Source organism: Solilutibacter silvestris (assembly GCF_050574925.1).
Taxonomy (GTDB): Bacteria; Pseudomonadota; Gammaproteobacteria; order Xanthomonadales; family Xanthomonadaceae; genus Solilutibacter; species Solilutibacter silvestris_A.
In genome coordinates, this window is sequence record NZ_JBCMOO010000002.1 from 589,836 (window position 1) to 613,676 (window position 23,841).

The 23,841-nt window shown below is 61.3% G+C and carries 22 protein-coding genes; 11 read left to right on the top strand and 11 right to left on the bottom strand.

What is annotated here, in order from left to right:
• Positions 1-3 precede the first annotated feature (3 nt).
• From ABE093_RS03320 to ABE093_RS03335, 4 genes are all read right to left on the bottom strand, one after another.
• A complete protein-coding gene (locus tag ABE093_RS03320) occupies positions 4-816 on the bottom strand; it encodes a cytochrome c1 (RefSeq protein ID WP_430759419.1) in 813 nt (270 codons plus the stop codon).
• Between the two features lie 4 nt (positions 817-820).
• Positions 821-2,095, bottom strand: a complete 1,275-nt coding sequence (locus tag ABE093_RS03325; RefSeq protein ID WP_430759420.1) for a cytochrome b — start codon at positions 2,093-2,095, stop codon at positions 821-823.
• Complete coding sequence (gene petA, locus ABE093_RS03330; RefSeq protein ID WP_430759421.1) at positions 2,096-2,713, bottom strand: ubiquinol-cytochrome c reductase iron-sulfur subunit; 618 nt, start codon at positions 2,711-2,713, stop codon at positions 2,096-2,098.
• Between the two features lie 147 nt (positions 2,714-2,860).
• Positions 2,861-3,751 (bottom strand): lytic transglycosylase domain-containing protein, encoded by an 891-nt coding sequence (locus ABE093_RS03335; RefSeq protein ID WP_430759422.1) that lies wholly within the window; start codon positions 3,749-3,751, stop codon positions 2,861-2,863.
• A gap of 115 nt (positions 3,752-3,866) precedes the next feature.
• On the opposite strand from ABE093_RS03335, the gene miaB reads away from it, so the two are divergent.
• Positions 3,867-5,219 carry a tRNA (N6-isopentenyl adenosine(37)-C2)-methylthiotransferase MiaB gene (gene miaB / locus ABE093_RS03340; RefSeq protein ID WP_430759423.1) on the top strand — a complete coding sequence of 451 codons (1,353 nt, stop codon included), beginning with the start codon at positions 3,867-3,869 and terminating at the stop codon, positions 5,217-5,219.
• Here the strand turns inward: miaB and ABE093_RS03345 are convergent.
• Positions 5,216-5,626 (bottom strand): DUF1801 domain-containing protein, encoded by a 411-nt coding sequence (locus ABE093_RS03345; RefSeq protein WP_430759424.1) that lies wholly within the window; start codon positions 5,624-5,626, stop codon positions 5,216-5,218. The genes miaB and ABE093_RS03345 overlap by 4 nt on opposite strands.
• A gap of 97 nt (positions 5,627-5,723) precedes the next feature.
• On the opposite strand from ABE093_RS03345, the gene ABE093_RS03350 reads away from it, so the two are divergent.
• Complete coding sequence (locus ABE093_RS03350) at positions 5,724-6,326, top strand: fused DSP-PTPase phosphatase/NAD kinase-like protein (RefSeq protein WP_430759425.1); 603 nt, start codon at positions 5,724-5,726, stop codon at positions 6,324-6,326.
• 100 nt (positions 6,327-6,426) lie between these two features.
• The gene (locus ABE093_RS03355; RefSeq protein ID WP_430759426.1) at positions 6,427-7,353 is read left to right on the top strand and encodes a transporter; all 927 of its coding nucleotides are present in this window, start codon (positions 6,427-6,429) and stop codon (positions 7,351-7,353) included.
• Positions 7,354-7,438: 85 nt separating this feature from the next.
• Here the strand turns inward: ABE093_RS03355 and ABE093_RS03360 are convergent, their stop codons facing one another.
• Together ABE093_RS03360 and ABE093_RS03365 are read right to left on the bottom strand one after the other, a co-directional pair.
• Positions 7,439-7,882, bottom strand: a complete 444-nt coding sequence (locus tag ABE093_RS03360; RefSeq protein WP_430759427.1) for a fasciclin domain-containing protein — start codon at positions 7,880-7,882, stop codon at positions 7,439-7,441.
• A gap of 250 nt (positions 7,883-8,132) precedes the next feature.
• Entirely contained in the window at positions 8,133-9,101 is a 969-nt protein-coding gene (locus ABE093_RS03365; RefSeq protein WP_430759428.1) for a LysR family transcriptional regulator, read from the bottom strand.
• Between the two features lie 118 nt (positions 9,102-9,219).
• On the opposite strand from ABE093_RS03365, the gene aceB reads away from it, so the two are divergent.
• The 3 genes from aceB (at position 9,220) to ABE093_RS03380 (ending at position 13,266) form a co-directional block, all read left to right on the top strand.
• On the top strand, positions 9,220-10,821 hold the full coding sequence (aceB, locus tag ABE093_RS03370; protein WP_430759429.1) for a malate synthase A: 1,602 nt from the start codon (positions 9,220-9,222) through the stop codon (positions 10,819-10,821).
• Positions 10,822-10,865: 44 nt separating this feature from the next.
• A complete protein-coding gene (gene aceA, locus ABE093_RS03375) occupies positions 10,866-12,167 on the top strand; it encodes an isocitrate lyase (RefSeq protein ID WP_430759430.1) in 1,302 nt (433 codons plus the stop codon).
• A gap of 94 nt (positions 12,168-12,261) precedes the next feature.
• Entirely contained in the window at positions 12,262-13,266 is a 1,005-nt protein-coding gene (locus tag ABE093_RS03380; RefSeq protein ID WP_430759431.1) for a PhoH family protein, read from the top strand.
• Positions 13,267-13,585: 319 nt separating this feature from the next.
• On the opposite strand, the gene ABE093_RS03385 is transcribed toward ABE093_RS03380, so the two are convergent.
• The 4 genes from ABE093_RS03385 to ABE093_RS03400 form a co-directional block, all read right to left on the bottom strand.
• Positions 13,586-13,885 (bottom strand): lipid-A-disaccharide synthase N-terminal domain-containing protein, encoded by a 300-nt coding sequence (locus ABE093_RS03385; protein ID WP_430760075.1) that lies wholly within the window; start codon positions 13,883-13,885, stop codon positions 13,586-13,588.
• 807 nt (positions 13,886-14,692) lie between these two features.
• Positions 14,693-16,801: a peptidase domain-containing ABC transporter gene (locus tag ABE093_RS03390; RefSeq protein ID WP_430759432.1), complete on the bottom strand. Its 2,109-nt coding sequence runs from the start codon at positions 16,799-16,801 to the stop codon at positions 14,693-14,695.
• Between the two features lie 19 nt (positions 16,802-16,820).
• A complete protein-coding gene (locus tag ABE093_RS03395) occupies positions 16,821-17,330 on the bottom strand; it encodes a hypothetical protein (protein WP_430759433.1) in 510 nt (169 codons plus the stop codon).
• Between the two features lie 881 nt (positions 17,331-18,211).
• The gene (locus tag ABE093_RS03400) at positions 18,212-19,468 is read right to left on the bottom strand and encodes an HlyD family efflux transporter periplasmic adaptor subunit (RefSeq protein WP_430759434.1); all 1,257 of its coding nucleotides are present in this window, start codon (positions 19,466-19,468) and stop codon (positions 18,212-18,214) included.
• A gap of 326 nt (positions 19,469-19,794) precedes the next feature.
• On the opposite strand from ABE093_RS03400, the gene ABE093_RS03405 reads away from it, so the two are divergent.
• The 5 genes from ABE093_RS03405 (at position 19,795) to ABE093_RS03425 (ending at position 23,823) form a co-directional block, all read left to right on the top strand.
• Entirely contained in the window at positions 19,795-20,157 is a 363-nt protein-coding gene (locus ABE093_RS03405) for a helix-turn-helix domain-containing protein (RefSeq protein ID WP_430759435.1), read from the top strand.
• A 47-nt stretch (positions 20,158-20,204) separates the two neighbouring features.
• A complete protein-coding gene (ybeY, locus tag ABE093_RS03410) occupies positions 20,205-20,681 on the top strand; it encodes an rRNA maturation RNase YbeY (protein WP_430759436.1) in 477 nt (158 codons plus the stop codon).
• 79 nt (positions 20,682-20,760) lie between these two features.
• Positions 20,761-21,612, top strand: coding sequence for an HlyC/CorC family transporter (locus tag ABE093_RS03415; RefSeq protein WP_430759437.1), 852 nt, complete (start codon positions 20,761-20,763; stop codon positions 21,610-21,612).
• The gene (locus ABE093_RS03420; RefSeq protein WP_430759438.1) at positions 21,609-22,784 is read left to right on the top strand and encodes a DUF4105 domain-containing protein; all 1,176 of its coding nucleotides are present in this window, start codon (positions 21,609-21,611) and stop codon (positions 22,782-22,784) included. The genes ABE093_RS03415 and ABE093_RS03420 overlap by 4 nt, the downstream gene beginning before the upstream one ends.
• Positions 22,785-22,800: 16 nt before the next feature.
• Complete coding sequence (locus ABE093_RS03425; protein ID WP_430759439.1) at positions 22,801-23,823, top strand: magnesium and cobalt transport protein CorA; 1,023 nt, start codon at positions 22,801-22,803, stop codon at positions 23,821-23,823.
• Positions 23,824-23,841: the final 18 nt, after the last annotated feature.

The following is a 23,841-nucleotide window of genomic DNA, read 5'->3' on the forward strand; positions in this document are numbered from 1 at the left end:
CGTTCAGTGCACGTCCTTCCAGTATTCGCGGTTGAGCAGCCACGCCAAGAACGTGAACAGTGCCAGGAACGCCAGCACCCACACGCCGATCGCCGGACGCTTCAGACCCGCGGGTTCACCGGCATATTCGAGGAAGGTGGTGATGTCGCGCGCCACCTGGTCGAATTGCTGCGGCTTCAGCGTGCCCGGCGACGCCACCACCAAACGGCTGATGCAGCCCTGGTCAGTATCGGTGGTGCCGTGTGGGCAAGCCATGATGGCCTGACCTTTCTCGTCCTTCTCGCCGGTCGCGACCTTCGCGGTGTATTCCGGCTGCTGGGTGCCCTGCAGCGACCACAGCGGGTTCGGCATCGACGCACCCGGGAAGATCGTGTTGTTCCAGCCCACCGGGCGGGTCGGGTCGAGGTAGAACGACTTCAGGTAGGTGTAGATCCAGTCGCTGCCGCGCACGCGTGCGATCAGCGAAAGATCCGGCGGTTCCTTGTTGAACGCGGCCTTGGCCATTTCCGGCGTCATCGACGCCAGGATCGGCTCGCCGACGTTCTTCACGCCGGTGACATTGAGCTGGTCCATCACTTCCTGCTCGGACAGGCCGAGATCGTCGCCAAGGCGCGAGTAGCGCAGGTGCTTCAGCGAGTGGCAGCCGGCGCAGTAGCTCAGGAAGTCCTTGGCACCGCGTTGCAGCGAACCCTTGTCGGTGAGGTCGGTGCCCGCGGATTGCAGTTCGACGCCATCCTCCGACGCCAGCACCGGCGCGGACAGCAGGCCCAGCAAAGCGAATGCAGCGAGCGACTTCAGCATGTTCTTCGGTGTCATCGACTTAGTCATGGTTGAACGTCACCCGCTCCGGCACCGGCTTGGTCTTGTCGATCTTGGTCCAGATCGGCATGGTCAGGAAGAAGAGGTAGTAGAAGACGGTCAGCACGCGGCCGATGATCGCTTCCTTGGGATCGGTACCCGGGCCGCCGCCGATCTTGGCCAGCCAGACAAAGGCCAGCGCGAAGCCCAGCAGCATCGCCCACGACAGCTTGCCGCGATAGCGATAGGACTTGACCGGCGACTTGTCCAGCCACGGCACCAGGAACAGCAGCACGATGGCACCGAACATCACCAGCACGCCCCACAGCTTGATGCCGAAGAACGACGGCACCACGCGCAACATCGCGTAGTACGGGGTGAAGTACCACACCGGCTTGATGTGGGCCGGCGTCACCAGCGGGTTGGCCGCAGTGAAGTTGTCGTGTTCCAGGAACAGGCCGCCGAAGTTCGGGATGAAGAAGATCACGAACGCGGCGAACATCAGGAAGAAACCGATGCCGACCAGGTCGTGCACGGTGTAGTACGGATGGAACGGGATGCCGTCAGCCGGCTTGTTCGCGTCCCAGCGGTTGCCCTTCGGGCCCTTCTTGATGTCGACGCCGTCCGGATTGTTCGAACCGACTTCGTGCAGGGCGCCCAGGTGCAACACCACCAGCAGCAGCAGCACGATCGGCAGCGCGATCACGTGCAGGGCGAAGAAGCGGTTGAGCGTGGCATCCGACGGGATGTAGTCGCCCATGATCCAGTGCGTCAGGTCGGTGCCGATCACCGGGATCGCGCCGAACAGCGAGATGATCACCTTGGCGCCCCAGAACGACATCTGGCCCCACGGCAGCACGTAGCCCATGAAGGCTTCGGCCATCAGCACCAGGTAGATCACCATGCCGAGCAGCCACACCAGCTCGCGCGGCTTGCGGTAGCTGCCGTACATCAGGCCGCGGAACATGTGCAGGTAGACGGCGATGAAGAACAGCGAGGCGCCGGTCGAGTGCATGTAGCGGATCAGCCAGCCCCAGTCGACATCGCGCATGATGTATTCGACGGAGTCGAACGCTTCTTTCGCGTCCGGCTTGTAGTGCATGGTCAGGAAGATGCCGGTCAGGATCTGGTTGACCAGCACGACCAGGCTGAGCACGCCGAAGTAGTACCAGAAGTTGAAGTTCTTCGGCGCGTAGTACTCGGTCATGTGCTTGCGGTAGATCGGCATCAAAGCCGGCGCCCGCTCGTTGACCCAGTCCATGACGTTCTGCGCGGTGCGCGTGATGACGTTACTCATTTACGCGGCTCCCGGCGGATCGATGCCGATGACGAGGTTGTCGCCTTCGAAGTGGTACGGCGGCACCGGCAGGTTGGCCGGCGCCGGCTGCGACTTCAGCACGCGACCGGCCATGTCGTAGCGCGACTTGTGGCAGGGGCAGAAGAAACCGCCCTTCCAGTCGGGATCGAACGGTTCGGGCTTCACCTCGGAATGCAGCTCCGGGGCGCAACCGAGGTGGGTGCAGACGCCGATCAGCACCAGCACGTCGGGCTTGATCGAACGGTGTTCGTTCTGCGCGTACTTGGGCTGCTGGTCGGTGTTCTGCGACTTCGGATCGGCGACCATGGCGTCCATCTGCGGCAGCATGTCCAGCATCTGGGTGGTGCGCTTGATGACGTAGATCGGCTGGCCGCGCCAGGCGACGCCGCCACCGAGGATCTGGCCCGCCACCAGGTTGGCGACGTTGACGGTCACCGGGCCGCCCGCAACCTTGGCGCGCGCGCTCGGATTCCAGGACTTGATGAAGGGAACCGCCGCGAAACCCGCGCCTACCGCGCCCACGACCACAGTCGTTGCGGTCAGGAAGCGCCGACGTCCCGGGCTGGCCGGACCGTCGTGTACTTCGTTGTTGGCCATCCGGCACTCCGAAAGCAAAGATGTTTGTAAGGTTGGCGATCCGTCCGGACGCGCTGCCACGCCCGGCCATCGTTCGACAGGAAAGTGTAACGGAAGGCTTAACGAACCGACAATCCGCCGGGCCACCCCAAGGCCGCGACGCCGTGCTCAGTTGGCGCTGCTGCGGGTCCGGTAGCGATCGGCCAAGGTGCGGACACGCTCGACGTAGGCGCGGGTCTCGCTGTAGGGCGGCACCCCGCCGTATTTGTCCACGGCGCCCTCGCCGGCGTTGTAGCCGGCCGCCATGCGGGTGAGGTCGCCGTTGTAGCGCTTGGCCAGCCACGCCAGGTACTGGACGCCCCCCTGGATGTTCTGGGCGGCATCGAAGGGATTGCCGACCCCGAAGCGACGGGCGGTGGCCGGCATCAGCTGCATCAACCCCTGGGCCCCGACCCGGGACATGGCCCGCGGGTTGTAGGCCGATTCGGCATGGATGATCGCGCGCACGACCGCTTCCTCCACGCCGTAGAGCTTGGCGGCCGAGGAGATTTCACTCTGGTAGGCGCTGGTGTTCAGCGCCAGGGTACGGAAGTTGATATGCGAAGTCGGATCGCAGGCGAAGCAGCGCTCGATGAAGGAGTAGCGGATGGTCTTCAGGTCGGCGGCGGCGACACCGCGCGGCGGCTTGCTGGTGACGTAACGGATGCCGTCCTTCATATAGGAGTAGACCGCGCCACTGACACGGCGCTCACCTCGACCGGCAGTGGCGCTCCCGGTCGCGGAAACGGTCGGGACGGCGGTGGCCGGCTGGGTGTCGTTGGCGGCGACCGCCACGGGCGCCGCGCCCTGCACGGCAGGCGCAACGGTCGCGGCAGGCGGCGGGGAAACGGCTGTGGGGCTGGAGCGGTACGTGCTCATCGCCGTGCAACGCATCCCGGCCAGGCGGGTACCGGAATAGGTGGTGCCACCGGCGCCTTCGCAGCGATACAGGGTGCCGGCCGCAGCGGGTCCGGCCAATGCCAGTGCGAACAAAGCCAGCGCGAGTCGCCCCCCGATCATCCTGCGAAGTCTCCACAAAATTCAGGCGGATACAAGTGCGGAACACGGGGTCGGCATTAGAATATGCGCCCCAACCCATCCGGCCCGGATTCCCCACCGCGCCCCGGAGACGAAGATGACCGACCTGACTGCCGTGAAAGGCAAGCTGTATATCCAGACCCACGGTTGCCAGATGAACGAGTACGATTCGGCGAAAATGGCCGACGTTCTCGCTGAGCATGAAGGCTTGGAGTTGACCACGAACGCCGAAGAAGCCGACGTGATCCTGGTCAATACCTGCTCGATCCGCGAAAAAGCCCAGGAGAAGGTCTTCAGCCAGCTGGGCCGCTGGCGCAGCCTGAAGCAAGGCGACAAGCCTGTCCTGATCGGCGTCGGCGGCTGCGTGGCCAGCCAGGAAGGCGAAGGCATCGTCAAGCGCGCGCCCTACGTCGACCTCGTGTTCGGTCCGCAGACCCTGCACCGCCTGCCGGAACTGATCCGCGCCCGTCGCGCATCCGGCCGGCCGCAGGTGGACATCAGCTTCCCGGAGATCGAGAAGTTCGATGCCCTGCCCGAGCCGCGCGCGGAAGGCCCGACCGCCTTCGTCTCGATCATGGAGGGCTGCTCGAAGTACTGCTCGTTCTGCGTGGTGCCCTATACCCGTGGCGAGGAAGTGAGCCGCCCGTTCGAGGACGTGCTGGTGGAAGTCGCCCAGCTCGCCGCCAAGGGCGTACGCGAGATCAACCTGCTCGGCCAGAACGTCAACGCCTATCGCGGCCCGATCAGCGACAGCGAAGAAGTCGCCGACCTCGCCCTGTTGATCCGCACCATCGCCGAGATCGACGGCGTCGAGCGCATTCGTTTCACCACCTCGCATCCGCTGGAATTCTCCGACTCGCTGATCGAGGCCTATCGCGACGTGCCCAAGCTCGCCAACTACCTGCACCTCCCCGTGCAGTCCGGCAGCGACCGCATCCTCTCGGCGATGAAGCGCGGCTACACCGCGCTCGAGTTCAAGCAGAAGATCCGCAAGCTGCGCGCGGTGCGCCCGGACATCGCGATCAGCTCCGACTTCATCGTCGGCTTCCCCGGCGAAAGCGATGCCGATTTCGAGAAGACGATGAAGCTGATCGAGGACGTCGGTTTCGACCAGTCGTTCTCCTTCATCTATTCGCGTCGCCCCGGCACGCCGGCCGCCGACCTTGCCGACGATGTCAGCGACGAGGCCAAGCACGCGCGACTGTCGCGACTGCAGGCGCACATCAACGCGCACAGTTACGAGCTGTCGAAGGCAATGGTGGGCACGATGCAGCGCATCCTCGTCACCGGCGCCTCGCGCAAGGACGCCAGCGAACTCACCGGCAAGACCGAGAACATGCGCCAGGTGAATTTCGCCGGACATCCGCGCCTGGTCGGCGGATTCGTCGATGTCGTGATCACCGAGGCGCTGCCGAATTCCTTGCGCGGGCGCGTGGCGGCGGTCGTTTAACCGTTCGCTCGCGCCTTCGTCGCGGCGGCCACCATCTTCTCCAGCACCTTGGCATCGATGTCGCTCATGCGCGCGACGTAGAGGCAGCCCTTGCCGGTCTTGTGCTTGCCGAGTTTCGCCAACAGGCCGGATGCCTCGCCGGCGCCATGCAAGCCGTAGATGCTGATCGCGTCCTTGCGCGAACCGAAACCGACGGCGCAGGTCTCGCCTTCGCGCCCGCTCTCATATTTGTAGCGATGCACGCCGAACCCGACGATGCCGCTGCCCCACATTCGGGCAGGCGATTTTGCGGCCTTCGCCATCAGCGCCACCAATGCCGTGCAATCCGCCCGACGCGACTCGGGTTCGATCGACGCGAGAAATTGCTCGACACTGGCTTCGGTCGGTTGCGTCTTGTTCGCAGGCATTCGCTTCCCTCCCCCCACTGTGCACATCTGCTGACCGATACTGTGCCCAGGCGCCCATCCCGGCAAGTCGCATCCGACAGATCCCTTCCGAATCCGCATGACCCACTTCATCGCACGTCCGGCAGTCGGGCAATGCCTGATCGCGGCCCTGCTGGCATGCGCCGTCTCCGGCTGCATGACCACGCACGCGGTTGATTCCACGCAGCGCCCGTCGACCTGGGCGCAACCCGTCGCCAACGCCGGATTGCACAACCTCCACCGGGTGACGCCAACCTTGTGGCGTTCGTCGCTGCCGGACGCACAGGGATTCGCCGCTGCCGATGCGCTCGGGATCCGCACCATCGTCAACCTGCGGCCAATGCCGGATACCGTCCCCGGCTCGCCACGCGCGACGCTCGAACACATCCCGGTATGGACCTGGCACGTCACCGACGGCGAGATCCTCGACTTCCTGCGCATCGCCAGCGATCCAGCGAGACAACCCATGCTGGTGCACTGCCAACACGGCGCCGACCGCACCGGCGTGATGATCGCGGCCTATCGCGTGGTGGTGCAGGACTGGAGCAAGGAAGACGCGATCCGCGAGATGCAGCGTGGCGGTTACGGCTATCACGCGATCTGGACCAATCTTCCACGCGTCATTCGCAGGCTTGATGTCGCGAAGATGCGCGCACGCCTGCATTCAGTCCAATCACCCTGACGATCGGCACATCCGGATCACACCGCTTTCGTCCCTATAATCCGGGATAGATGGAGAAACCGCGATGCCCCGGTTCATCGATCGATTCGATTGCAAGCGCATGACTCGCACACTGTCGCTTGCGGCTTTCCTGTGCGGATCCGCAATCGCAGGACACGCCTTCGCCGAAGAAACCACTTCGCCCGCGCAACAATCGCTGGATGATGCCTGGTGGACGGGCTCGGTAATCTCCAATTCGCCGGCGCCGCTGCCGAAAGGCCACGGCTATGTCGAATCCTATTTCTATGACGCCAGGAGTTCCGGCGTCGATGCCTGGGGATCGCAGACCTACATGCTCTATGGACTCAGCGACCGGGTCACCGTCGGCTTGCGCCCGTTGTTCGGCTACACCCGCATCGATGGCGGTGGTGGCAGCACGCGCATCGGAACCGGTGACATATCGCTGCATGCGCAATACGCGCTGACCACCTACTCGCGGGAAAAGAACCGACCGGCGATCGCCGTCGCGATTGAGGAATCATTGCCGACTGGCAAATACGATCGCCTCGATCGCGCAAGCAACGGCTTCGGCAGCGGCGCCCGCACGACGACGCTCGGGATCTACGCGCAGCACTATTTCTGGATGCCGAACGGCCGCATCCTGCGCGGTCGCGTCAACATCAGTGGTTCCCATTCGGATCGCGCGCATGTCCGCGACCTCAGCGTGTACGGCACCGCCGTCGGCTTCGACGGCCATGCCCGCCCCGGAAACAGCGTTGCCTTCGACAATGCCTGGGAATACAGCATCACCAGCAACTGGGTGGTGGCGACGGATTTCTACTATCGCCACGACGCCGCGACAACTTTGCGCGACGCATCCGGCGTGCGCAGCCGTAGTCACGCCAGCGACACCTTCGCGGTCGTTCCGGCGATTGAATACAACTGGTCGCCGCGCATCGGCGTGATCTTCGGAACGCGTTACATCCCGGCGTGGGGCCACAACACACGATCGGTGACGCCGGTCGTCGCGCTCAGCATCTTCATGTAAAAAAGAAGCGGCCGGGCCCTCCCTTGCCCGCCGCTCCACAACTCCCGATTTACGTCAGCAACATCCTGTTGCCTGGTCGGAATGCTTATTGCTTGGTCGGAATATTGACCTTGTCGATGCCGTGGATGACACCATTGCTCGAGTTGATGTCGCCTGTAGTCACCAATGCGCCATCGATGCTGACCTTGTCATTGGCCAGTTTGATCGGAGCCGATTGGCCGTTGACCGTTCTTGCCGCTTCCCACTTGCCGATGTCGGCCACCGACTTGCGGCCGTTCATGACGTGATAGTTCAACAGCGAGACGAGTTCCTGCTTGTTTTCCGGTTTGAACAGGTTGTCCAACTTGCCGGCTGGCAGCTTGTCGAATGCCGCATCGGTCGGTGCAAAAACGGTGAAGGGGCCGGTGCCGCGCAAGGTGTCGCTCATGCCGGCTTGCTCGATGGCCTTGCCGAAAGTCTTGAACGAGCCATCGGCGGCAGCGGTATCGAGAAGATTCTTGGTGTTCGGAGTGCTGGTCATGGTGCTCATGGTTTGATGCCTTTTTGGAGTGCGTATCCGCAGATATACGGAATGGCGGGCGGCCGAAGCCGGAGTTCCTGCCGGGGCGGGAACACGAAGGCTCAGTGCGGAGAAAGGAGGGGGAAGTGCGCGCGGCTGAGTGGCCGTTACGGCATTGCGCCGTAGTGCCAGAACACAGTGCGCTTTGTCTTGTTAACAGGATGTTATCCGGGGTGATCCACTCATGCCGACGCCATCGTGAGGGTCAATCGAAGCCGTATCAGCGATCGGAATGACCGCTGTGGTAGTAGTCGCGGGCATCGAGCAGGTCCGGCTTGATCAGATCGACGAAGGCGCGCGCGTGCTTCGACAGGAACTTGCCCTTGCGCAGTACCACGCCATAGCTTCGCGAGGGGAAATAGCGCGCCAGCGAACGCGCAACGAGACGCTCGTGGTCCGCCGGGGTCAGGCAAATCGAGGTGACGATGCTGATGCCCATGCCCATCGCCACGTACTGCTTGATGATTTCCCAGCCACCGACTTCCATCGCCACCGTGTAGGGCACGCGCGCGCGCTGGAACACCAGGTCGACGAAACGATAAGTGGTGAGTCGCTGCGGCGGCAGGATCAATCCGTAGGGCGAGAGATCCGACAGCGTGATGTCTTGCTTGCCGGCCAGCGGATGGTCGGGCGGCATGATCAGCATCGGATCGAAGTTGTAGGCCGGCGCGTAGCGGATGTCGTTGGGCACGTCGAGCATGGAACCGACCGCGAGATCCACCTTGTCGGCGCGCAACATTTCGAGTCCGCCAGCACCGGTGACGTTGTGCAAGGTCAGCTTGACGTCGGGATGCGCGGCCTTGAAGGCGGCGACGATCGGCGGCAGCAGGTGGATGATGGTCGAAGTGCCCGCGGCGATCTGCAGCTCACCGGTTCCCTGCCCTTGCAGCGCTTCACGGAAATTGCCGTGCAAGCCGTCGAGGCCATCGACCAGCGGCGCGACCAATCCGTAGAGCAGCGTGCCGTCCTCGCTGAGATCGAAGCGACGGCCCTGGCGCTGGAACAAGCGCGTGCCGAATTCGCGTTCGAGCGCCTGGATCTGCAGGCTCACCGCCGGCTGGCTGAGGAACAGCGCCTCGGCCGCCCGCGAAATCGACCCCAATCGCGCCACCTGACAGAACGCGCGCAAGGGCTTGAGGCGGCTGCCCTTGTAGGAGAAACGAGGCGCGTGGTCGCGGTCTTCGCTCATGGCCGGGATTTCAGTATTAGTTTTCCAAATATATTCGATTGACAACTTTGCGTTGCGAAATACTATCCGGCGCCGGATGGTTGCAGTGCAGCAGATCGCTGTGCCGCAGATCCCGCCGATGTCCGCCCAGCCCCAGACCTTCGCGCCCGACCTCCCGCATGTGACCGCCCAGGCCAACGGACAGGATGGCCTGTTGACCCCTGACGCCCTGGCCCTGTTGGCCGGACTTCACCGCAAATTCGAGCCTGTTCGCCGCCGTTTGCTGGACGATCGCCACCAGCGCCAGGCCCGCTACGATGCCGGCGCCCTGCCCGACTTCCGGCCGGATACCGCCGCCATCCGCTCTGGCGATTGGAAGGTGGCCGCGATCCCGACCGCCCTGCAACGCCGCCAGGTCGAAATCACCGGGCCGGTCGATCCCAAGATGGCGATCAACGCGCTGAATTCGGGCGCCGATTGCTACATGGCCGATTTCGAGGACAGCACCTCCCCGACCTGGGCCAACCTGGTCGAAGGCCAGATCGCCCTGCGAGCCGCCATCGCCGGCAACCTCGAATTCACTGGCGACAACGGCAAGCATTACGCGCTGCGCCCGGAACAGGAACGCGCCGTGCTGATCGTGCGGCCACGCGGCTGGCACCTCGACGAGAAGCACGTGACCGTCGATGGCGAGGCGATGTCGGGCGCCCTGTTCGACTTCGGACTGTTCTGCTTCCACAACGCACGCGCACTCGCGGCGAAGGATCGCGGCCCCTACTTCTACCTGCCCAAGCTGCAATCGATGGAAGAAGCGGCGCTGTGGGACCAGGCAATGTCCTTCGTCGAGGACGAACTTGGTCTGTCGCATGGACAGCTGAAGGTGACGGTGCTGATCGAGACGCTGCCCGCAGCGTTCGAAATGGACGAAATCCTGCACGCCCTGCGCGATCGCATCGTCGGGCTCAACTGCGGGCGTTGGGACTACATTTTTTCGTACATCAAGACACTGCGCGGACATCGCGACCGCGTGCTGCCGGAACGCGGCCAGGTGACGATGACGCAGCCGTTCCTGAAAGCCTATTCGGAATTGCTGATCCAGACCTGCCATCGCCGTGGCGCGTTCGCGATGGGCGGCATGGCGGCGCAGATCCCGATCTCCAACGATGCCGAAGCCAACGCCCGCGCGCTGGAACGCGTCACCGCCGACAAGTTGCGCGAGGCGCGTGCCGGTCACGACGGCACCTGGGTCGCCCATCCGGCGCTGACCCCGATTGCACGCGACGCCTTCGCGACGGTCGTGACCGGCGACAACCAACTCGACGTGCTGCGCGAAGACGTGAATGTTTCCGCGACGGATCTGCTGCGTCCGAGCCTCGGCACCATCACCCGCGCCGGCTTCGACGGCAATGTCGAAGTCTGCGTGCGCTATCTCGCCGCGTGGCTGGCCGGCAACGGTTGCGTGCCGATCCACAACCTGATGGAAGACGCCGCGACCGCCGAAATCGCCCGCACGCAATTGTGGCAATGGCTGCACCACGGTGATCTGCATCTCGACGACGGCACCCCGCTCGACTTCGCCTTGCTGGAGCGCGCGCTGATCGGCCTGCCCTCGCGTCTGCGCGCCGCAAACATCCCCGGCAGCGACCGCATCGACGACGCCATCGCCTTGCTGCACGACCTCACCCACGCCGACACGCTCGCCGACTTCCTCACCCTGCCCGCCTACGCGCAGCTGCCCTGATCCCTGTTCCATCCACCACTCAAACCGCACGCCAGGAGATTTGTATGAGCACGAACACTCTTCCCTCCGCCGAACAACTCAGGCACGAGTGGAGCAACAACCCGCGCTGGGCCGGCATCCGCCGCGACTACAGCGCCGAAGACGTGGTGCGCCTGCGTGGCACCGTGCGCGTCGAACATTCGATCGCAAAGATCGGCGCCGAGAAACTGTGGAATTCGCTGAACCGCGAGGACTTCGTCAACGCGCTTGGCGCGCTCACCGGCAACCAGGCGATGCAGCAGGTCAAGGCGGGATTGAAGGCGATCTACCTGTCGGGCTGGCAGGTCGCCGCCGATGCCAATCTGGCTGGCGAGATGTACCCGGACCAGTCGCTGTATCCGGCCAATTCTGTCCCGCAGGTGGTGAAGCGCATCAACAACACCCTGCTGCGCGCCGACCAGCTGAGCCATGCCGAAGGCGACGACAGCATCGACTACCTGCAACCGATCGTCGCGGACGCCGAAGCCGGTTTCGGCGGCGTGCTCAACGCCTTCGAACTGATGAAGGCAATGATCGAGGCCGGCGCTTCGGGTGTGCACTTCGAGGACCAGCTCGCTTCGGTGAAGAAGTGCGGCCACATGGGCGGCAAGGTCCTGGTGCCGACCCGCGAAGCGATCGAGAAGCTCACTGCCGCGCGACTGGCAGCCGACGTGATGGGCGTGCCGACCCTGATCGTCGCGCGCACCGATGCCGAAGCCGCCGACCTGCTGACCAGCGACATCGACGACAACGACCGACCGTTCTGCACCGGCGAACGCACCGTCGAAGGCTTCTACAAGACGGACAAGGGCCTCGACCAGGCGATCAGCCGCGGCCTCGCCTACGCGCCCTACGCCGACCTGGTGTGGTGCGAAACCGGCAAGCCCGATCTGGAATTCGCGCGCAAGTTCGCCGAAGCGATCCACGCGAAGTATCCCGGCAAGCTGCTGGCTTACAACTGCTCGCCGAGCTTCAACTGGAAGAAGAACCTCGACGACGCCACCATCGCGAAGTTCCAGCAGGAAATCGCCAGCTACGGCTACAAGTTCCAGTTCATCACCCTGGCTGGCTTCCACGCACTGAACTACTCGATGTTCAACCTCGCGCACGGCTACGCCCAGCGCCAGATGAGCGCCTTCGTCGAATTGCAGGAAGCGGAATTCGCCGCCGCCGAACGCGGCTTCACCGCGGTCAAGCACCAGCGCGAAGTCGGCACCGGCTATTTCGACGCGGTGACGCAGACCATCCAGGGCGGCAAATCGTCGACGACCGCCCTCAAGGGTTCCACCGAAGAAGAGCAATTCCAGCCGCAGGCGGTTGCGGCCTGATTGAATGGCGTGCGCTGCCCGGGGCTATCCGGGCAGCGCGGTGCAAGGGGCCATGTTCGCAACCGTCATGCACTCGGCGGTACCCTATGCACATATGAGTACCTCCCAACGCGATTTCGCCCTCGACCCCGACGACACCACGCGGTTGGCCAACCTGGCCGGGCCGTTCGACGCACACCTGCGCCAGATCGAACTGCGGATGGGCGTGGAGATCGCCAATCGCGGCAACGTGTTCCGCATCACCGGCGAGGAGGCCTCCGCGGTCGCCGACACCGAACGCTTGCTGCGTTCGCTCTACGACGAGACCGCGGGCGAGACCTTGGACGACCACGCCATCAACGTCCGCCTCGCTGCATTCGCGCACGGGAATGGGGATGGCAGCGACAGGCGCGAAGCCGATTACGTTCCGCAGGACGTGTCGGTGCGGGTGAAGCGCGGCAACATCCGCGGACGCGGCGCCAACCAGAAGAAATACCTGCACGAGATCGCCACCCACGACATCAACTTCGGCATCGGCCCGGCCGGCACCGGCAAGACTTTCCTCGCGGTCGCGATGGCGGTCGATGCACTCAACGAATCGCGCGTGCAACGATTGATCCTGGTGCGCCCGGCGGTCGAGGCCGGCGAGAAGCTCGGCTTCCTGCCCGGCGACCTCACCCAGAAGGTCGATCCCTACCTGCGCCCGCTCTACGACGCCCTGTACGAAATGCTCGGCGTCGAGAAGGTGGTGAAGCTGCTGGAGAAATCGGTGATCGAGATCGCGCCGCTCGCCTATATGCGCGGACGCACGCTCAACGACGCCTTCGTGATTCTCGACGAGGCGCAGAACACCACCATCGAACAAATGAAGATGTTCCTGACGCGACTCGGCTTCGGCAGTACCGCGGTGATCACCGGCGACATGACCCAGATCGACCTGCCCAAGCACGTGAAATCCGGCCTGCGCGATGCCATCGAAGTCCTGCGCGATGTCGACGGCGTCAGCTTCACCTTCTTCGAATCGCGCGACGTGGTGCGTCATCCGCTGGTGGCGAGGATCGTCAACGCGTATGAGGCACGGGATGCGCGCGATGGCGAAAGCGGCAGTAATGCCGCCTGAGTCATACCGCATCGAGACTGGCAACCGGAACTGCAAAACCGGCATATTGCAACAATCAATGCCGTAAAGCGGGATCAGCTTGAACGTGCAGTTAGACCTACCGATTAGTTTTCTTATTGAATTTGGCTTCACGATAAGCCAACGCGCCGTATGTGGCGGCGAGAACAATATTTGCGCAGCCTAATACTATCAAGGCGCGCTTATGCTCAGACAGGCCAACGCTCAACAGAATGATCCCTGCCAGTAAAAACATCAACCCAGAGAAAAAGAATGCCTTTTGCTTAATCATGGGGATTCCGACGCAGAGCTAATGCTTGAGTTATGCCGCAACTTGGCGCCTCTGAAGCACGATATTTCTACTGTAGATGAAGGGCAAGGCAACTGCCCCGAGAATTACTGGCAGCTTGTCGATATGGAAAGCGTAAAACAGGGCCAGCAAACTACCCCAAAAAGACATTTGCCAAAAAATCGGGGGCACAATAATTTTCTTGTGTTTTTCCGAGTGAAGCCATTGGATCAGGAAGCGTGATCCGAAGATTGCATTGCCTATTAGTCCAACGGCAGTCCAGACTGGGGACTCTTTATAAATTATAAAGCCATGGAAGCACGCCAGACAGATATGGCTCTAAAAATCCGCTTGTCATAAATATAATCCTTGACGTTTAATATCTGACGCGTAACAGCACTGAAAATTGGTTTGACTGCGATCAGCCCTTTGAACTGATCGCGCATGTTGAATTATCTCGAAGCGCCATGCTCTTACCAATCTGATAGCTAAACGTTATCGTGGCCACAAGCAGTGCTGGAACAATGCAAGCAATCGCGACTGCGATCTTCTGGCGCTTGGATGTGGCCAACTTCAAGAGGATCGCACTCAATATTAGAGCGACTGGCACAGCCCAAATCATATTGACGCGAAGAGTTATGAGCAAACTGAAAAGACAAGGCGATATAACCAGAATCGCATTGAAAACAGCATTCTGATTTTCATTTTCCGGTTTTGACATATCCACTCCGCGAATTAATATACGAATAAGCAACAACTAGAACGGAATAGGATTCGGCATAGCGAAACATAAATCATCCGAACCAAGCCGTGAAGAACCATCAATTTGAATGCACAGCAAGACTACGATCGATCTTGGGTCTCGAACAGCTTGAGCAACAGAATTCGCGCCGGATTCCCGTGCCACATCGACACAGCAAGGACTACTGAAACCAATCCGGCTGAACTGGCTAGAAGGGCAAGCGCTTCGTCGTGATATCTCAAATAGACTGAAGCAGCATCAAATATGTTCAATACCCCCAACACAATCAAAACCCACCGCATAAGTGGCCATTGATTTTGCTTTTTACGCAGTTTTAGGAGCGCTTGTTTTTCAACATCGTTAAGCATCATCTCCATAGGGATCGACTCCAAGATAGATTAGGCCTGCAGAACGACAGGCTGCTCGGCTTGTGGCGTGATAACAGGCTTGAAATCCCGCACGGCCCTGCCCCCTTCCACTTCCAGCACACGATCGGCACTGGCGATGGTCTCGGGACGATGGGCGATGATGACCTTGGTCAGCTTGAGTTCCTTGACGGCATCGTTGACCAGCCGCTCGCGGGCCACATCGAGGTGACTGGTGGCTTCGTCCAGAATCAACAGTCTGGGCTTGCGATACAGTGCCCGCGCCAGGAGGATGCGCTGCTTCTGCCCGCCGGACAACGAACTGCCCATATCGCCAATCAGGCTGTGGTAGCCCATGGGCATCGCCATGATCTCCTCATGGATCGCGGCCAGCTTCGCAGCATGCTCAATCCGCTCCTGGTCGAACTCCTGATCGAACAGGCTGATGTTCTCGGCGATGCTGCCGGCGAATAGTTGATCGTCCTGCATCACCACGCCCATCATTGTCCGCAGGTTGCGCGGACCGGTCTTGTGCAGATCCAGCCCCCCGATCCGGATCGTGCCTTGGTTGGGGGTGAGCAGGCCGAGCAGGAGTTTGGATAATGTCGTCTTGCCGCAGCCGGAGGCCCCGACGATGGCCACGGATTCCCCGTCCGCTATGGACAGATTGAAGTCCTTGAGCACCCAGGGTTCGCCATCGGCGTATCGGTAACTCAGTCCGCTGACTTCAATGCCCGCATGGGACGGAGCGGGCACTTCCGGCAGGTCATATCCCGCTTCGGGTTCGGTCAGCACGATATCGGCTAGGCGTTCACTGTGAAGCCGCAGCATCTTGAAGCCGATGAAAGTATCGATCAGGCTGGCGATCCGGCTGCTGAACTGCTCGTTGTAGGCGAGAAAGGCCGTCAACATGCCGATGGAAAACGTGTTGTCCATCACCAGCCTGGCACCAAAATACATGATCAGCAGCTTTTCGATCCCAAAGATGAAGCCATTGGCCGTGCCGTACCACATGCCCATCTTGGAGATGCGGATGCCCTGATTCTGGGTCTGTGTCGCCAGATTCAGCCAAGTCGAATGCCGGTCCTGCTCGACTCCAGACACCTTGATGGAACCGATCCCGCGCAGGGTTTCGAGAAAGTAACTGTTCTGTTTGGCGGAGAGGACCAATTGCTTCTCGTTGGCCTCCTTGAACATGCGATAGCTGGCAAAGCGAACTACGAAATAGATCGCCAATGCCGCCTGGCTGACCAGAAACAACATGGAGTTGTATTTGAGCATCACCGCAAGCGTGGTCACTGCCATCAACCCATCGAGAATCACGCTGACCGCACTGGATGTCACCATGCCCTGGATGGTGTTGACCGATCCCATCCGTGAGGTGATGTCTCCCAGATGCCGCTTCTCGAAAAAGTCCTTGGGTAGCTTCAGGACATGACGCAGCACATTGGCATTCCACTGCAACCCCAATTGTGTGGACAGCACGATGCCGGCCCAGCTGCGGGCAAGCCCGATGCCCATCTGGATCACGATCAACAAGGCAAAGCCGATGACGACGACGGTCAGCAGACTGTAGTCCCGCCCCACGATCACCTGATCCATAACCAGCTGGGACAGCAGCGGGGCTACCAGTGCGAAGATCTGCAACGCCAACGACAGCAACAGGATCTGGAACAGGCCGCGGCGCAGCCCCCAGATCGAGCCCGACAACTGCTTCAGGGAAACGGTCGGTTTCGACTCCTGCTTCTCGAAGCTGGCCGCAGGCGATAACTCCACTGCCACCCCGGTGAACTGTTCCGAGGCTTCGCGAAGGGAGATTTTCTTGCGGCCGACTGCGGGGTCGTTCACCACAAGGTGCGTTCGCGTGACCCGGGTTAGGACCACGAAGTGGTTCAGGTTCCAATGCAGGATGCAGGGCAACGACAACTGCGACAGCTCACCGAGTTCCAGGCGTACGGGCCGTGCCGACAATCCTTGATCCGACGCGATCTTGAGCAAATCCTTGAGCGTCATTCCCTTCAAGGAGACCGATTGGGTGCGTCGAAGATCCGCCACCTCCACGTTGCGATCGTAGTGATTCAACACCATCGCAAGGCAAGCGAGGCCGCATTCGGCGGCTTCAGATTGGAGAACAGGCTTCATGACATTACCAAGAGGCCCATCAAGGGCCATACAGTTTGCTGGGTGCCTCCATCGTAAAAACAGTGGGCGCCGCATGGGCAACCAAGTTTTCCTTGCACCCTAAGGACTCATTGAGTATGTCCAGCAACATCTCACCATCCTGGTATTTTTTTTGCCATTCGATTGCCGAATACCGAGCCGAGATTTTCTTGAACCCGTAATAACTCGAAATATAGAGCCAGTCTCCCGGCGGAAATTTGAAGCCATTGGAAGAGAATCTCAGGCCATCCAATCTAAATTTCAGATACTCCTTCTCTGTCAGATTTATTTTTTTGACCATGTAGTACTCTGCAGGCCATTCAAGTTGAATCCGGCTAGCTACAGAAATCTGTTCATTTGTGTTGAGCCTTCCATATTCTGCATGCATTTGCTTGCATATCCCCGTGTTATCTCCCGACTGCAATATAGTTGTCAGCGCGCGATAAAAGCCATTCACCTTGTCTGGATTTATGGGCAACCCATCCTCTTCATCCAGAAGATTGAACTTCATTCTGACCGGAATTCCAGCTTGAACAGCTATGTGGAATGATTCATGGGTAGCAACAATCCTCCTCATTTTCGCACTTGAGATCTCTGCATAGTCACTCCCCATTAGAACATGCAAATATTTGCAGGAACTTGCGAAAACGATGCGCTCTTTTTGCCTTGAAACAAGCTTACTATCCAGCCCTGGGCGCCCAGGGCAATCATTCAGTGAATGTGGCTTCCCATACCAAACCATGATGGTGCGCGGTGATGGAGTACCAACGAACCAGATATTCCGATCCAAGCTAAGCGAGATGGGTTCTGCCGTCCCACGAGACGACTGACAGCCGCACACTGACAACGTAGCCAGAATGACAAGGCACATGCGAATGCATGTGCCTTGCAGCGAATCAATCGGTCTCATCATCGCGGCGGAGAACTACCTGGAATCGTAGTACCGAAAGCCCCAGTCTGAGCGCCACTGAAATCGGGCTGCGATCTGGCATCCCCACAATTCGTAGTGACTGTATAGCCCGTATTTGACGTTCCCGTCACCCCAGTCGATGCCGTCACGCTTGCAGTACCGGGCAATCCAGCGCTGGCACCGACGGTAGTTGCGGCAGAAGTCGAACCGCTATTGGCAAGGAACGTGATTGTCGCGCTATTTGCTAGGTTCTGGCTGTCACAGATAGCTACCGCCTGCTGATTCGCAGTAGGCTGCTTCTTGGGCGTACTCGCAAGATCTCCCAGCGGATTTGACGGCGGCATAAAGTCCGGATCCGTCCATTCATTATCCCCTCCTGATACAACTTCGATTTCAATCACGGTCAATGCACGCATTACCTACTCCTGAAAACTGCGCAAAACGTTGCGCCCCGTTCCGGGACCACCCCGAAATCATACCTATCACACCCGCCCCTTGAGCGAATACAACGGCTCGAATATCCACTCGATCAGCGAACGCTTTTCACCCAGCACATCCGCTTCAAGCACCATTCCTGGCTTCAGTGCTTCGGGCTTGCCATAAGCCATCACCGTCTGCTTCGCCAACTGCACCATCACGCGATAAACGGTTTCACTACTGTCGCTTTTCATCCCCAGAGCATTCATTTCATTCGGACTCAATGCGCTGCGGCTGATCCGGGTGACTTTCCCTTCGTAGTGCCCGAACTTCTGGTACGGAAATGCCTGATAGCGCAACAACACCTGATCCCCCGGCTCGATGAAGCCGATGGCATGACTCGGCACCAGCAGTTCCGCTTCCAAGGCACTGTCGTTGGGCAACACGCTCATCAATGGCTGGCCGACTTGCACTGCCTGCCCCGGCTTTGCCAGCTGGGTCGCTACCAGTCCGCTGACTGGAGCATTGACCTGAAGCGCGCCCCGCGCGGCAGTTTCGACTCGTTCCTGTTCCAGCGCGGCATGATCGCGGCGATAGTTGGCTTGCGCGGTCATGCGTTGACCAGGGATGGAGCGCAATTGCTGTTGCAGTTGTTCGATGTTGCGCTGTGCTTCGATGGCCTGACGTTGCAATGCCTGCAATTGGCTTGCCTGGGCCAGCACCGCGCCTTCCTGCTGCTTCACTTGCAGGATGCTGACCAGCTTGTCCTGCTCGGCGCGTTTCAGGCGATCCAGTGAATCATTGGCGACGGCCACCTGCCGACGCTGGGTCGCTATCTCATCCTGCATGTGAGTCCATTCGCGTTGGGCACTGGCCAGCTGCGCGGAGAGACCAGCCGCCTGCGTGTTCAAGACCGCGTCCTGTGCCGTCTGTGCTGCGAACAACCCCTGCTCTTTCTCCTGCACGCCCGCTTCCAGTGCTTGCGCGGTATTGCCGCTTGCAGCGGTCGCGGATGGAATCGTCACCACCGCCAGGCGCTGGCCGGATTGAACATTTGCTCCCTCCGGAATATCTACCACCGAGACGACGCCTGTTGCCGGCGCCAACACTGTTGCCAAACCCCGACTGGGCACCAACTGCCCGGTGACACGTTCGCGACGGGCACAGCTCCCGAGCACCAGAAACAGAACAATCGCCAAAGCCGCAGCCGCGGCAAAACCTGTCAATACCCATAGCGACAGTGGTTGCACCAGCGAGATGCTGCCCAACCAACTTGCGCGCTTGGCTTCCAGAACTTCTTTACGAAACAATCCCTGTGACATCTGATTCGCATGCAATCCGTCTTGCGATCAGTTCTAGTTGGCGGCGATGAATCTCGTCAATGGACAAAATGCTTGACCTGTCAGAAATCGCAGGCGGCCATTCCAATGTGTTCATGAATTTTCTTCGATGAAATCTCCCGATGACAGCAAAACTGTACAAATTCATCGATCGCGATTCGAATTCAGTTTTTGCATATGAAAATCGGAAAAATCTGACAGCGAGGAACGAACAACGAAGCTAACGTAAGCATGTGGGGTCATGTTGGAGATGCCTGCAATGCCTTCTTCAATTTATTTATGTAAACCCCACAACCTCCCGGTTTGCCATGGATATCGCAACACGCATTCGCATCGCACGCAGGAAAATTGGTTTCTCGCAAAAGGCCATGGCAGCCAGCCTGGGCATCGGCCGCAGCGCCATCACCAATTGGGAAAACCTGGATGCCCGTCCGTCAACGAGCAACCTGCAGAAGTTGGCCGCACTGACCGGGATATCGTTTGAATGGCTAGCAACAGGACGCGGGCCAATGGTGGTCGAATCGCTATTCGAACCTGTCGCCGGCGCGGAAGGACTCATCCCCCACACCCCCAGCGAAGTACGCTTGCTCAGCGTGTTCCGGGTTGCTTCCGAAATCGACAAATTGCGCATCATGGAAGTCATTGACTCGATTGCCGATCTGCTGGGCTGAAAGGCTGGCGGCATCTGCCGATTGCCCGACTGGCGTAAACTCCCCTCATGACCCGCGGACCCGTTCGCCTTGATGTCGCTGTCAGCTACGCCGTGCCACGCACCGGCGTGCCGGCCGCCAACAGCTTCCGCCTGTGGGTGGCGTCGGCGCTGGAAGGCCGCATCCTCGAAGCCGATCTCGCGTTGCGCATCGTCGGCGCCGACGAAGGCCGTGCGCTGAATCGCCACTATCGCGGCAAGGATTACGCCACCAATGTGTTGAGCTTCCCGGCGGAGCGTCCGCCCGGACTGCCCAAGGCGGCGAAATTCCCCCTGCTCGGCGACCTGGTGCTGTGCGCGCCGGTGGTGGCGAAAGAGGCGAAGGAACAGCACAAATCGCTCAACCACCATTACGCGCACCTGACCGTGCACGGCTGCCTGCACCTGCTGGGCTGGGACCATGAGCACGACGCCGATGCCCAGGCCATGGAGCAGCTGGAACGCGAGGTGCTGCTGGAGCTCGGGATCGCCGATCCCTACGCCTGAATGCGACAGTCACCAGCGAGCCACCGCCGCAAGGTAGACTGAACCGTCTTCCCCGCAATGACGCGACCCGCTCGACCCAATGGCCGACGATCCTGACAGTCCCAACGGCCAGCCCGAACACCGGAGCTGGCTGGAACGCATTGGCGCCGCACTGTCCGGCGAACCCACCACCCGTGGCGATGTCCTCGAATTCCTGCGCGATGCCGGCGCCGACGGCCTGATCGGCGCGGACACCTTGAGGATGATGGAGGGCGCGATCGCGATCTCCGACCTCACCGTCGACGACGTGATGGTGCCGCGCGCGCAGATCACCATGCTGCAGATCGACCAGCCGATGGCGGAAGCACTGGCGGTCGTGCTCGAATCCGGTCATTCGCGCTTCCCGGTGCACGGCGAGGACAAGGACGAGATCCTCGGCATCCTGTTGGCGAAGGATCTGTTGCGCGTGGTGGTCGAACAGAAGGATCACGGCCTGCGCGACCTGCTGCGTCCCGCCTTCCTGATTCCGGAATCGAAGCGCCTCGACGTGCTGCTGCGCGAGTTCCGCCTGTCGCGCAACCACATGGGCATCGTCATCGACGAGTACGGCGGCGTCGCCGGCCTGCTCACCATCGAGGACGTGCTGGAACAGATCGTCGGCGACATCGACGACGAGCACGACGACGCCAGCGACGACGCCGCACACATCCGCGCCAGCGCCGACGGCCAGTTCGTGGTCGATGCATTGACGCCGATCAGCGATTTCAACGAACGCTTCGGCGCCGATTTCGACGAAGACGAGTACGACACCATCGGCGGCCTGGTGACTGCGGCGATCGGGCACCTGCCCGAAGCCGGCGAGGAACTGGCGATGGGCCGTTTCGTGTTCCGCGTCGCCAACGCCGATGCCCGTCGCGTGCACGCCTTCCATGTCGGTGTCCACGCGGGATGAAGTGGGTGCGGGCGGTACTGCAGATTTTCCTGCTTGCCCTGATCGCGTTGCCGGCGTCGGCCATGCCACGCATCGGCGTGATGACGATGCAGCCCGGCGAAGTCTTCTGGGAACGCTTTGGCCACGACGCGATCATCGTGGCCGATCTGGCCAAGGGCGAACCGATCTCCTACAACTTCGGCTTCTTCGATCCCGGCGAGCCCGGATTCACCGGACGCTTCATCCGCGGCGAAATGCTGTATTCGCTGGTGCCGCTGCCGCTGCGCGAGGACCTGCAGAATTACCAGGAAGAAGGCCGCGGCGTCTCGATCCAGTGGTTGAACCTGACGCCGGAACAGGCGCAGGCCCTGCAATCGGCGCTGGAACTCAACGCGCAACCGCAGAACAGCCGCTACCACTACGATTATTTCCGCGACAACTGCACCACCCGCGTGCGCGACGCGCTCGATCGCGCGCTTGGCGGCCAACTGCGCCGCCAGCTGGAAGGCAGCTCCAACGGCGAAACCTTTCGCAGCGAAGCGACGCGCCTGGCATCGCCCGCGCCGTGGATGCGCTACGGCTTCGAACTGGGACTGGGTCCGTCCAGCGACGTGCCGCTGACGCACTGGGACGACGCCTTCCTGCCGCAGCGCCTCGCCGACAGCCTCGCAACCGCGAACAACAACGGCGCGCCCCTGGTCAGTGCGACGGAACAGCTGCTGCCGCATCGGCTCGCGCCGGCGCCCGAAGAGGCATCGCTGCCGTTGTGGCCGTTCCTGATCACGGGCTTTGCATTGGCCGCACTGATCCTCGCATTCGGACGCAGGCGCCCGCGCCTGCTCGCCGCCTTCGCGCTGCCGTTCTGGTTGTTCTGCGGCGTGTTCGGCGCGGTGTCGCTCTATGCATGGATCGCCACCGCGCACTGGGTCGCCGCCGCCAACCACAATCTGTGGCTGCTCAATCCGCTCGCCCTGCTGATGCTGTGGCCGGCGCTGCAGTGGGTGTACGGCAACGACAGCCGGTTCGGCCGTGGCGTGTTGATGCTGCTGGCGGTATTCGCCTTCTGCGGTCTGATGGTGTCGTGGCTGGGGCCGCTGCAACGCAACGCGCCCTGGGTGGCGTTGCTGGTGCCGATCCATTGGGCGCTGGCGGCAACCTGGCCGCCCCGCACGCTTGTCCGTTCACGCGACTGAGTGCAGGATGCGGGCGATGGATACTCCGACCACCACTTCGCCACCCGCTCCACCCCCCGCGAACGCCCTCGCCTGCGTGATCAATTGCGCGGTCTACCACGATGGCGTGCGCCAGGACATTCCGCTCGAACACATCAGCGACGTGCTGGCGAAGGACGACGGCAGCTTCGTCTGGGTCGGACTCTACGAGCCCGACGAGCACCAGCTCGACGAGTTGCAGGAAGAATTCGGTCTCCACGATCTCGCGATCGAGGACGCGCACAGCGCCCACCAGCGTCCCAAGCTGGAAGTGTTCGGCAGCACGCTATTCATGGCCGTGCACACGGCGCAACTGGTCGACCACCACCTGCGCCTCGGCGAAACCCACATCTTCTACGGCCCGCGCTTCCTGCTCACGGTTCGTCATGGCGCGTCGCTGAGTTTCGCGCCCGTGCGCCAGAAACTCGAACGCGAACCGGACCGCCTCAAAATGGGGCCGGTGGTGGCCCTGCACGGCGTGCTCGACTTCATTGTCGACAACTACGAACCGATCGTCGATGCCTTCGCCGAGGAACTCGACGCCCTCGAACACGCGATCTTCGCCGAGGATTTCAGCCGCGGCACCATCCGCCGCCTGTACACGCTGCGCAAGGAACTGACCAAGATGCGCATGGCGGTGCTGCCGATGCAGGACATCCTCAAGCAACTGGTGCGCATCCAGGACTTCGGCATCCCCGACGAAGCCCGCCCGTATTTCCGCGACATCGCCGATCACGCCGCGCGCACCGCCGACATCATCGACGTGCAGCGCGAGATGGCCTCGACCGCGATGAACACCAACCTGTCGCTGGTCACCATCAACCAGGGCGAAGTGGTGAAGAAACTGGCGGGCTGGGCCGGTCTGCTGGCGGTGCCGACACTGGTCGCCAGCTGGTACGGCATGAATTTCCACCACATGCCGGAACTCGACCACCCCTATGCCTATCCGGTGATGATCGTGCTGGTGGCCGCGGGCTGCATCGCGCTCTACCGCTACCTCAAGAAGGTGCGCTGGCTGTAATCGCAGCGGGCATACGAC

Bases quoted from the DNA above. Each gene is read 5' to 3' on its own strand.
- ABE093_RS03320 (WP_430759419.1), bottom strand. From the start codon at position 816: ATGACACCGAAGAACATGCTGAAGTCGCTCGCTGCATTCGCTTTGCTG.
- ABE093_RS03325 (WP_430759420.1), bottom strand. From the start codon at position 2,095: ATGAGTAACGTCATCACGCGCACCGCGCAGAACGTCATGGACTGGGTC.
- petA (WP_430759421.1), bottom strand. From the start codon at position 2,713: ATGGCCAACAACGAAGTACACGACGGTCCGGCCAGCCCGGGACGTCGG.
- ABE093_RS03335 (WP_430759422.1), bottom strand. From the start codon at position 3,751: ATGATCGGGGGGCGACTCGCGCTGGCTTTGTTCGCACTGGCATTGGCC.
- miaB (WP_430759423.1), top strand. From the start codon at position 3,867: ATGACCGACCTGACTGCCGTGAAAGGCAAGCTGTATATCCAGACCCAC.
- ABE093_RS03345 (WP_430759424.1), bottom strand. From the start codon at position 5,626: ATGCCTGCGAACAAGACGCAACCGACCGAAGCCAGTGTCGAGCAATTT.
- ABE093_RS03350 (WP_430759425.1), top strand. From the start codon at position 5,724: ATGACCCACTTCATCGCACGTCCGGCAGTCGGGCAATGCCTGATCGCG.
- ABE093_RS03355 (WP_430759426.1), top strand. From the start codon at position 6,427: ATGACTCGCACACTGTCGCTTGCGGCTTTCCTGTGCGGATCCGCAATC.
- ABE093_RS03360 (WP_430759427.1), bottom strand. From the start codon at position 7,882: ATGAGCACCATGACCAGCACTCCGAACACCAAGAATCTTCTCGATACC.
- ABE093_RS03365 (WP_430759428.1), bottom strand. From the start codon at position 9,101: ATGAGCGAAGACCGCGACCACGCGCCTCGTTTCTCCTACAAGGGCAGC.
- aceB (WP_430759429.1), top strand. From the start codon at position 9,220: ATGTCCGCCCAGCCCCAGACCTTCGCGCCCGACCTCCCGCATGTGACC.
- aceA (WP_430759430.1), top strand. From the start codon at position 10,866: ATGAGCACGAACACTCTTCCCTCCGCCGAACAACTCAGGCACGAGTGG.
- ABE093_RS03380 (WP_430759431.1), top strand. From the start codon at position 12,262: ATGAGTACCTCCCAACGCGATTTCGCCCTCGACCCCGACGACACCACG.
- ABE093_RS03390 (WP_430759432.1), bottom strand. From the start codon at position 16,801: ATGAAGCCTGTTCTCCAATCTGAAGCCGCCGAATGCGGCCTCGCTTGC.
- ABE093_RS03395 (WP_430759433.1), bottom strand. From the start codon at position 17,330: ATGAAGTTCAATCTTCTGGATGAAGAGGATGGGTTGCCCATAAATCCA.
- ABE093_RS03400 (WP_430759434.1), bottom strand. From the start codon at position 19,468: ATGTCACAGGGATTGTTTCGTAAAGAAGTTCTGGAAGCCAAGCGCGCA.
- ABE093_RS03405 (WP_430759435.1), top strand. From the start codon at position 19,795: ATGGATATCGCAACACGCATTCGCATCGCACGCAGGAAAATTGGTTTC.
- ybeY (WP_430759436.1), top strand. From the start codon at position 20,205: ATGACCCGCGGACCCGTTCGCCTTGATGTCGCTGTCAGCTACGCCGTG.
- ABE093_RS03415 (WP_430759437.1), top strand. From the start codon at position 20,761: ATGGCCGACGATCCTGACAGTCCCAACGGCCAGCCCGAACACCGGAGC.
- ABE093_RS03420 (WP_430759438.1), top strand. From the start codon at position 21,609: ATGAAGTGGGTGCGGGCGGTACTGCAGATTTTCCTGCTTGCCCTGATC.
- ABE093_RS03425 (WP_430759439.1), top strand. From the start codon at position 22,801: ATGGATACTCCGACCACCACTTCGCCACCCGCTCCACCCCCCGCGAAC.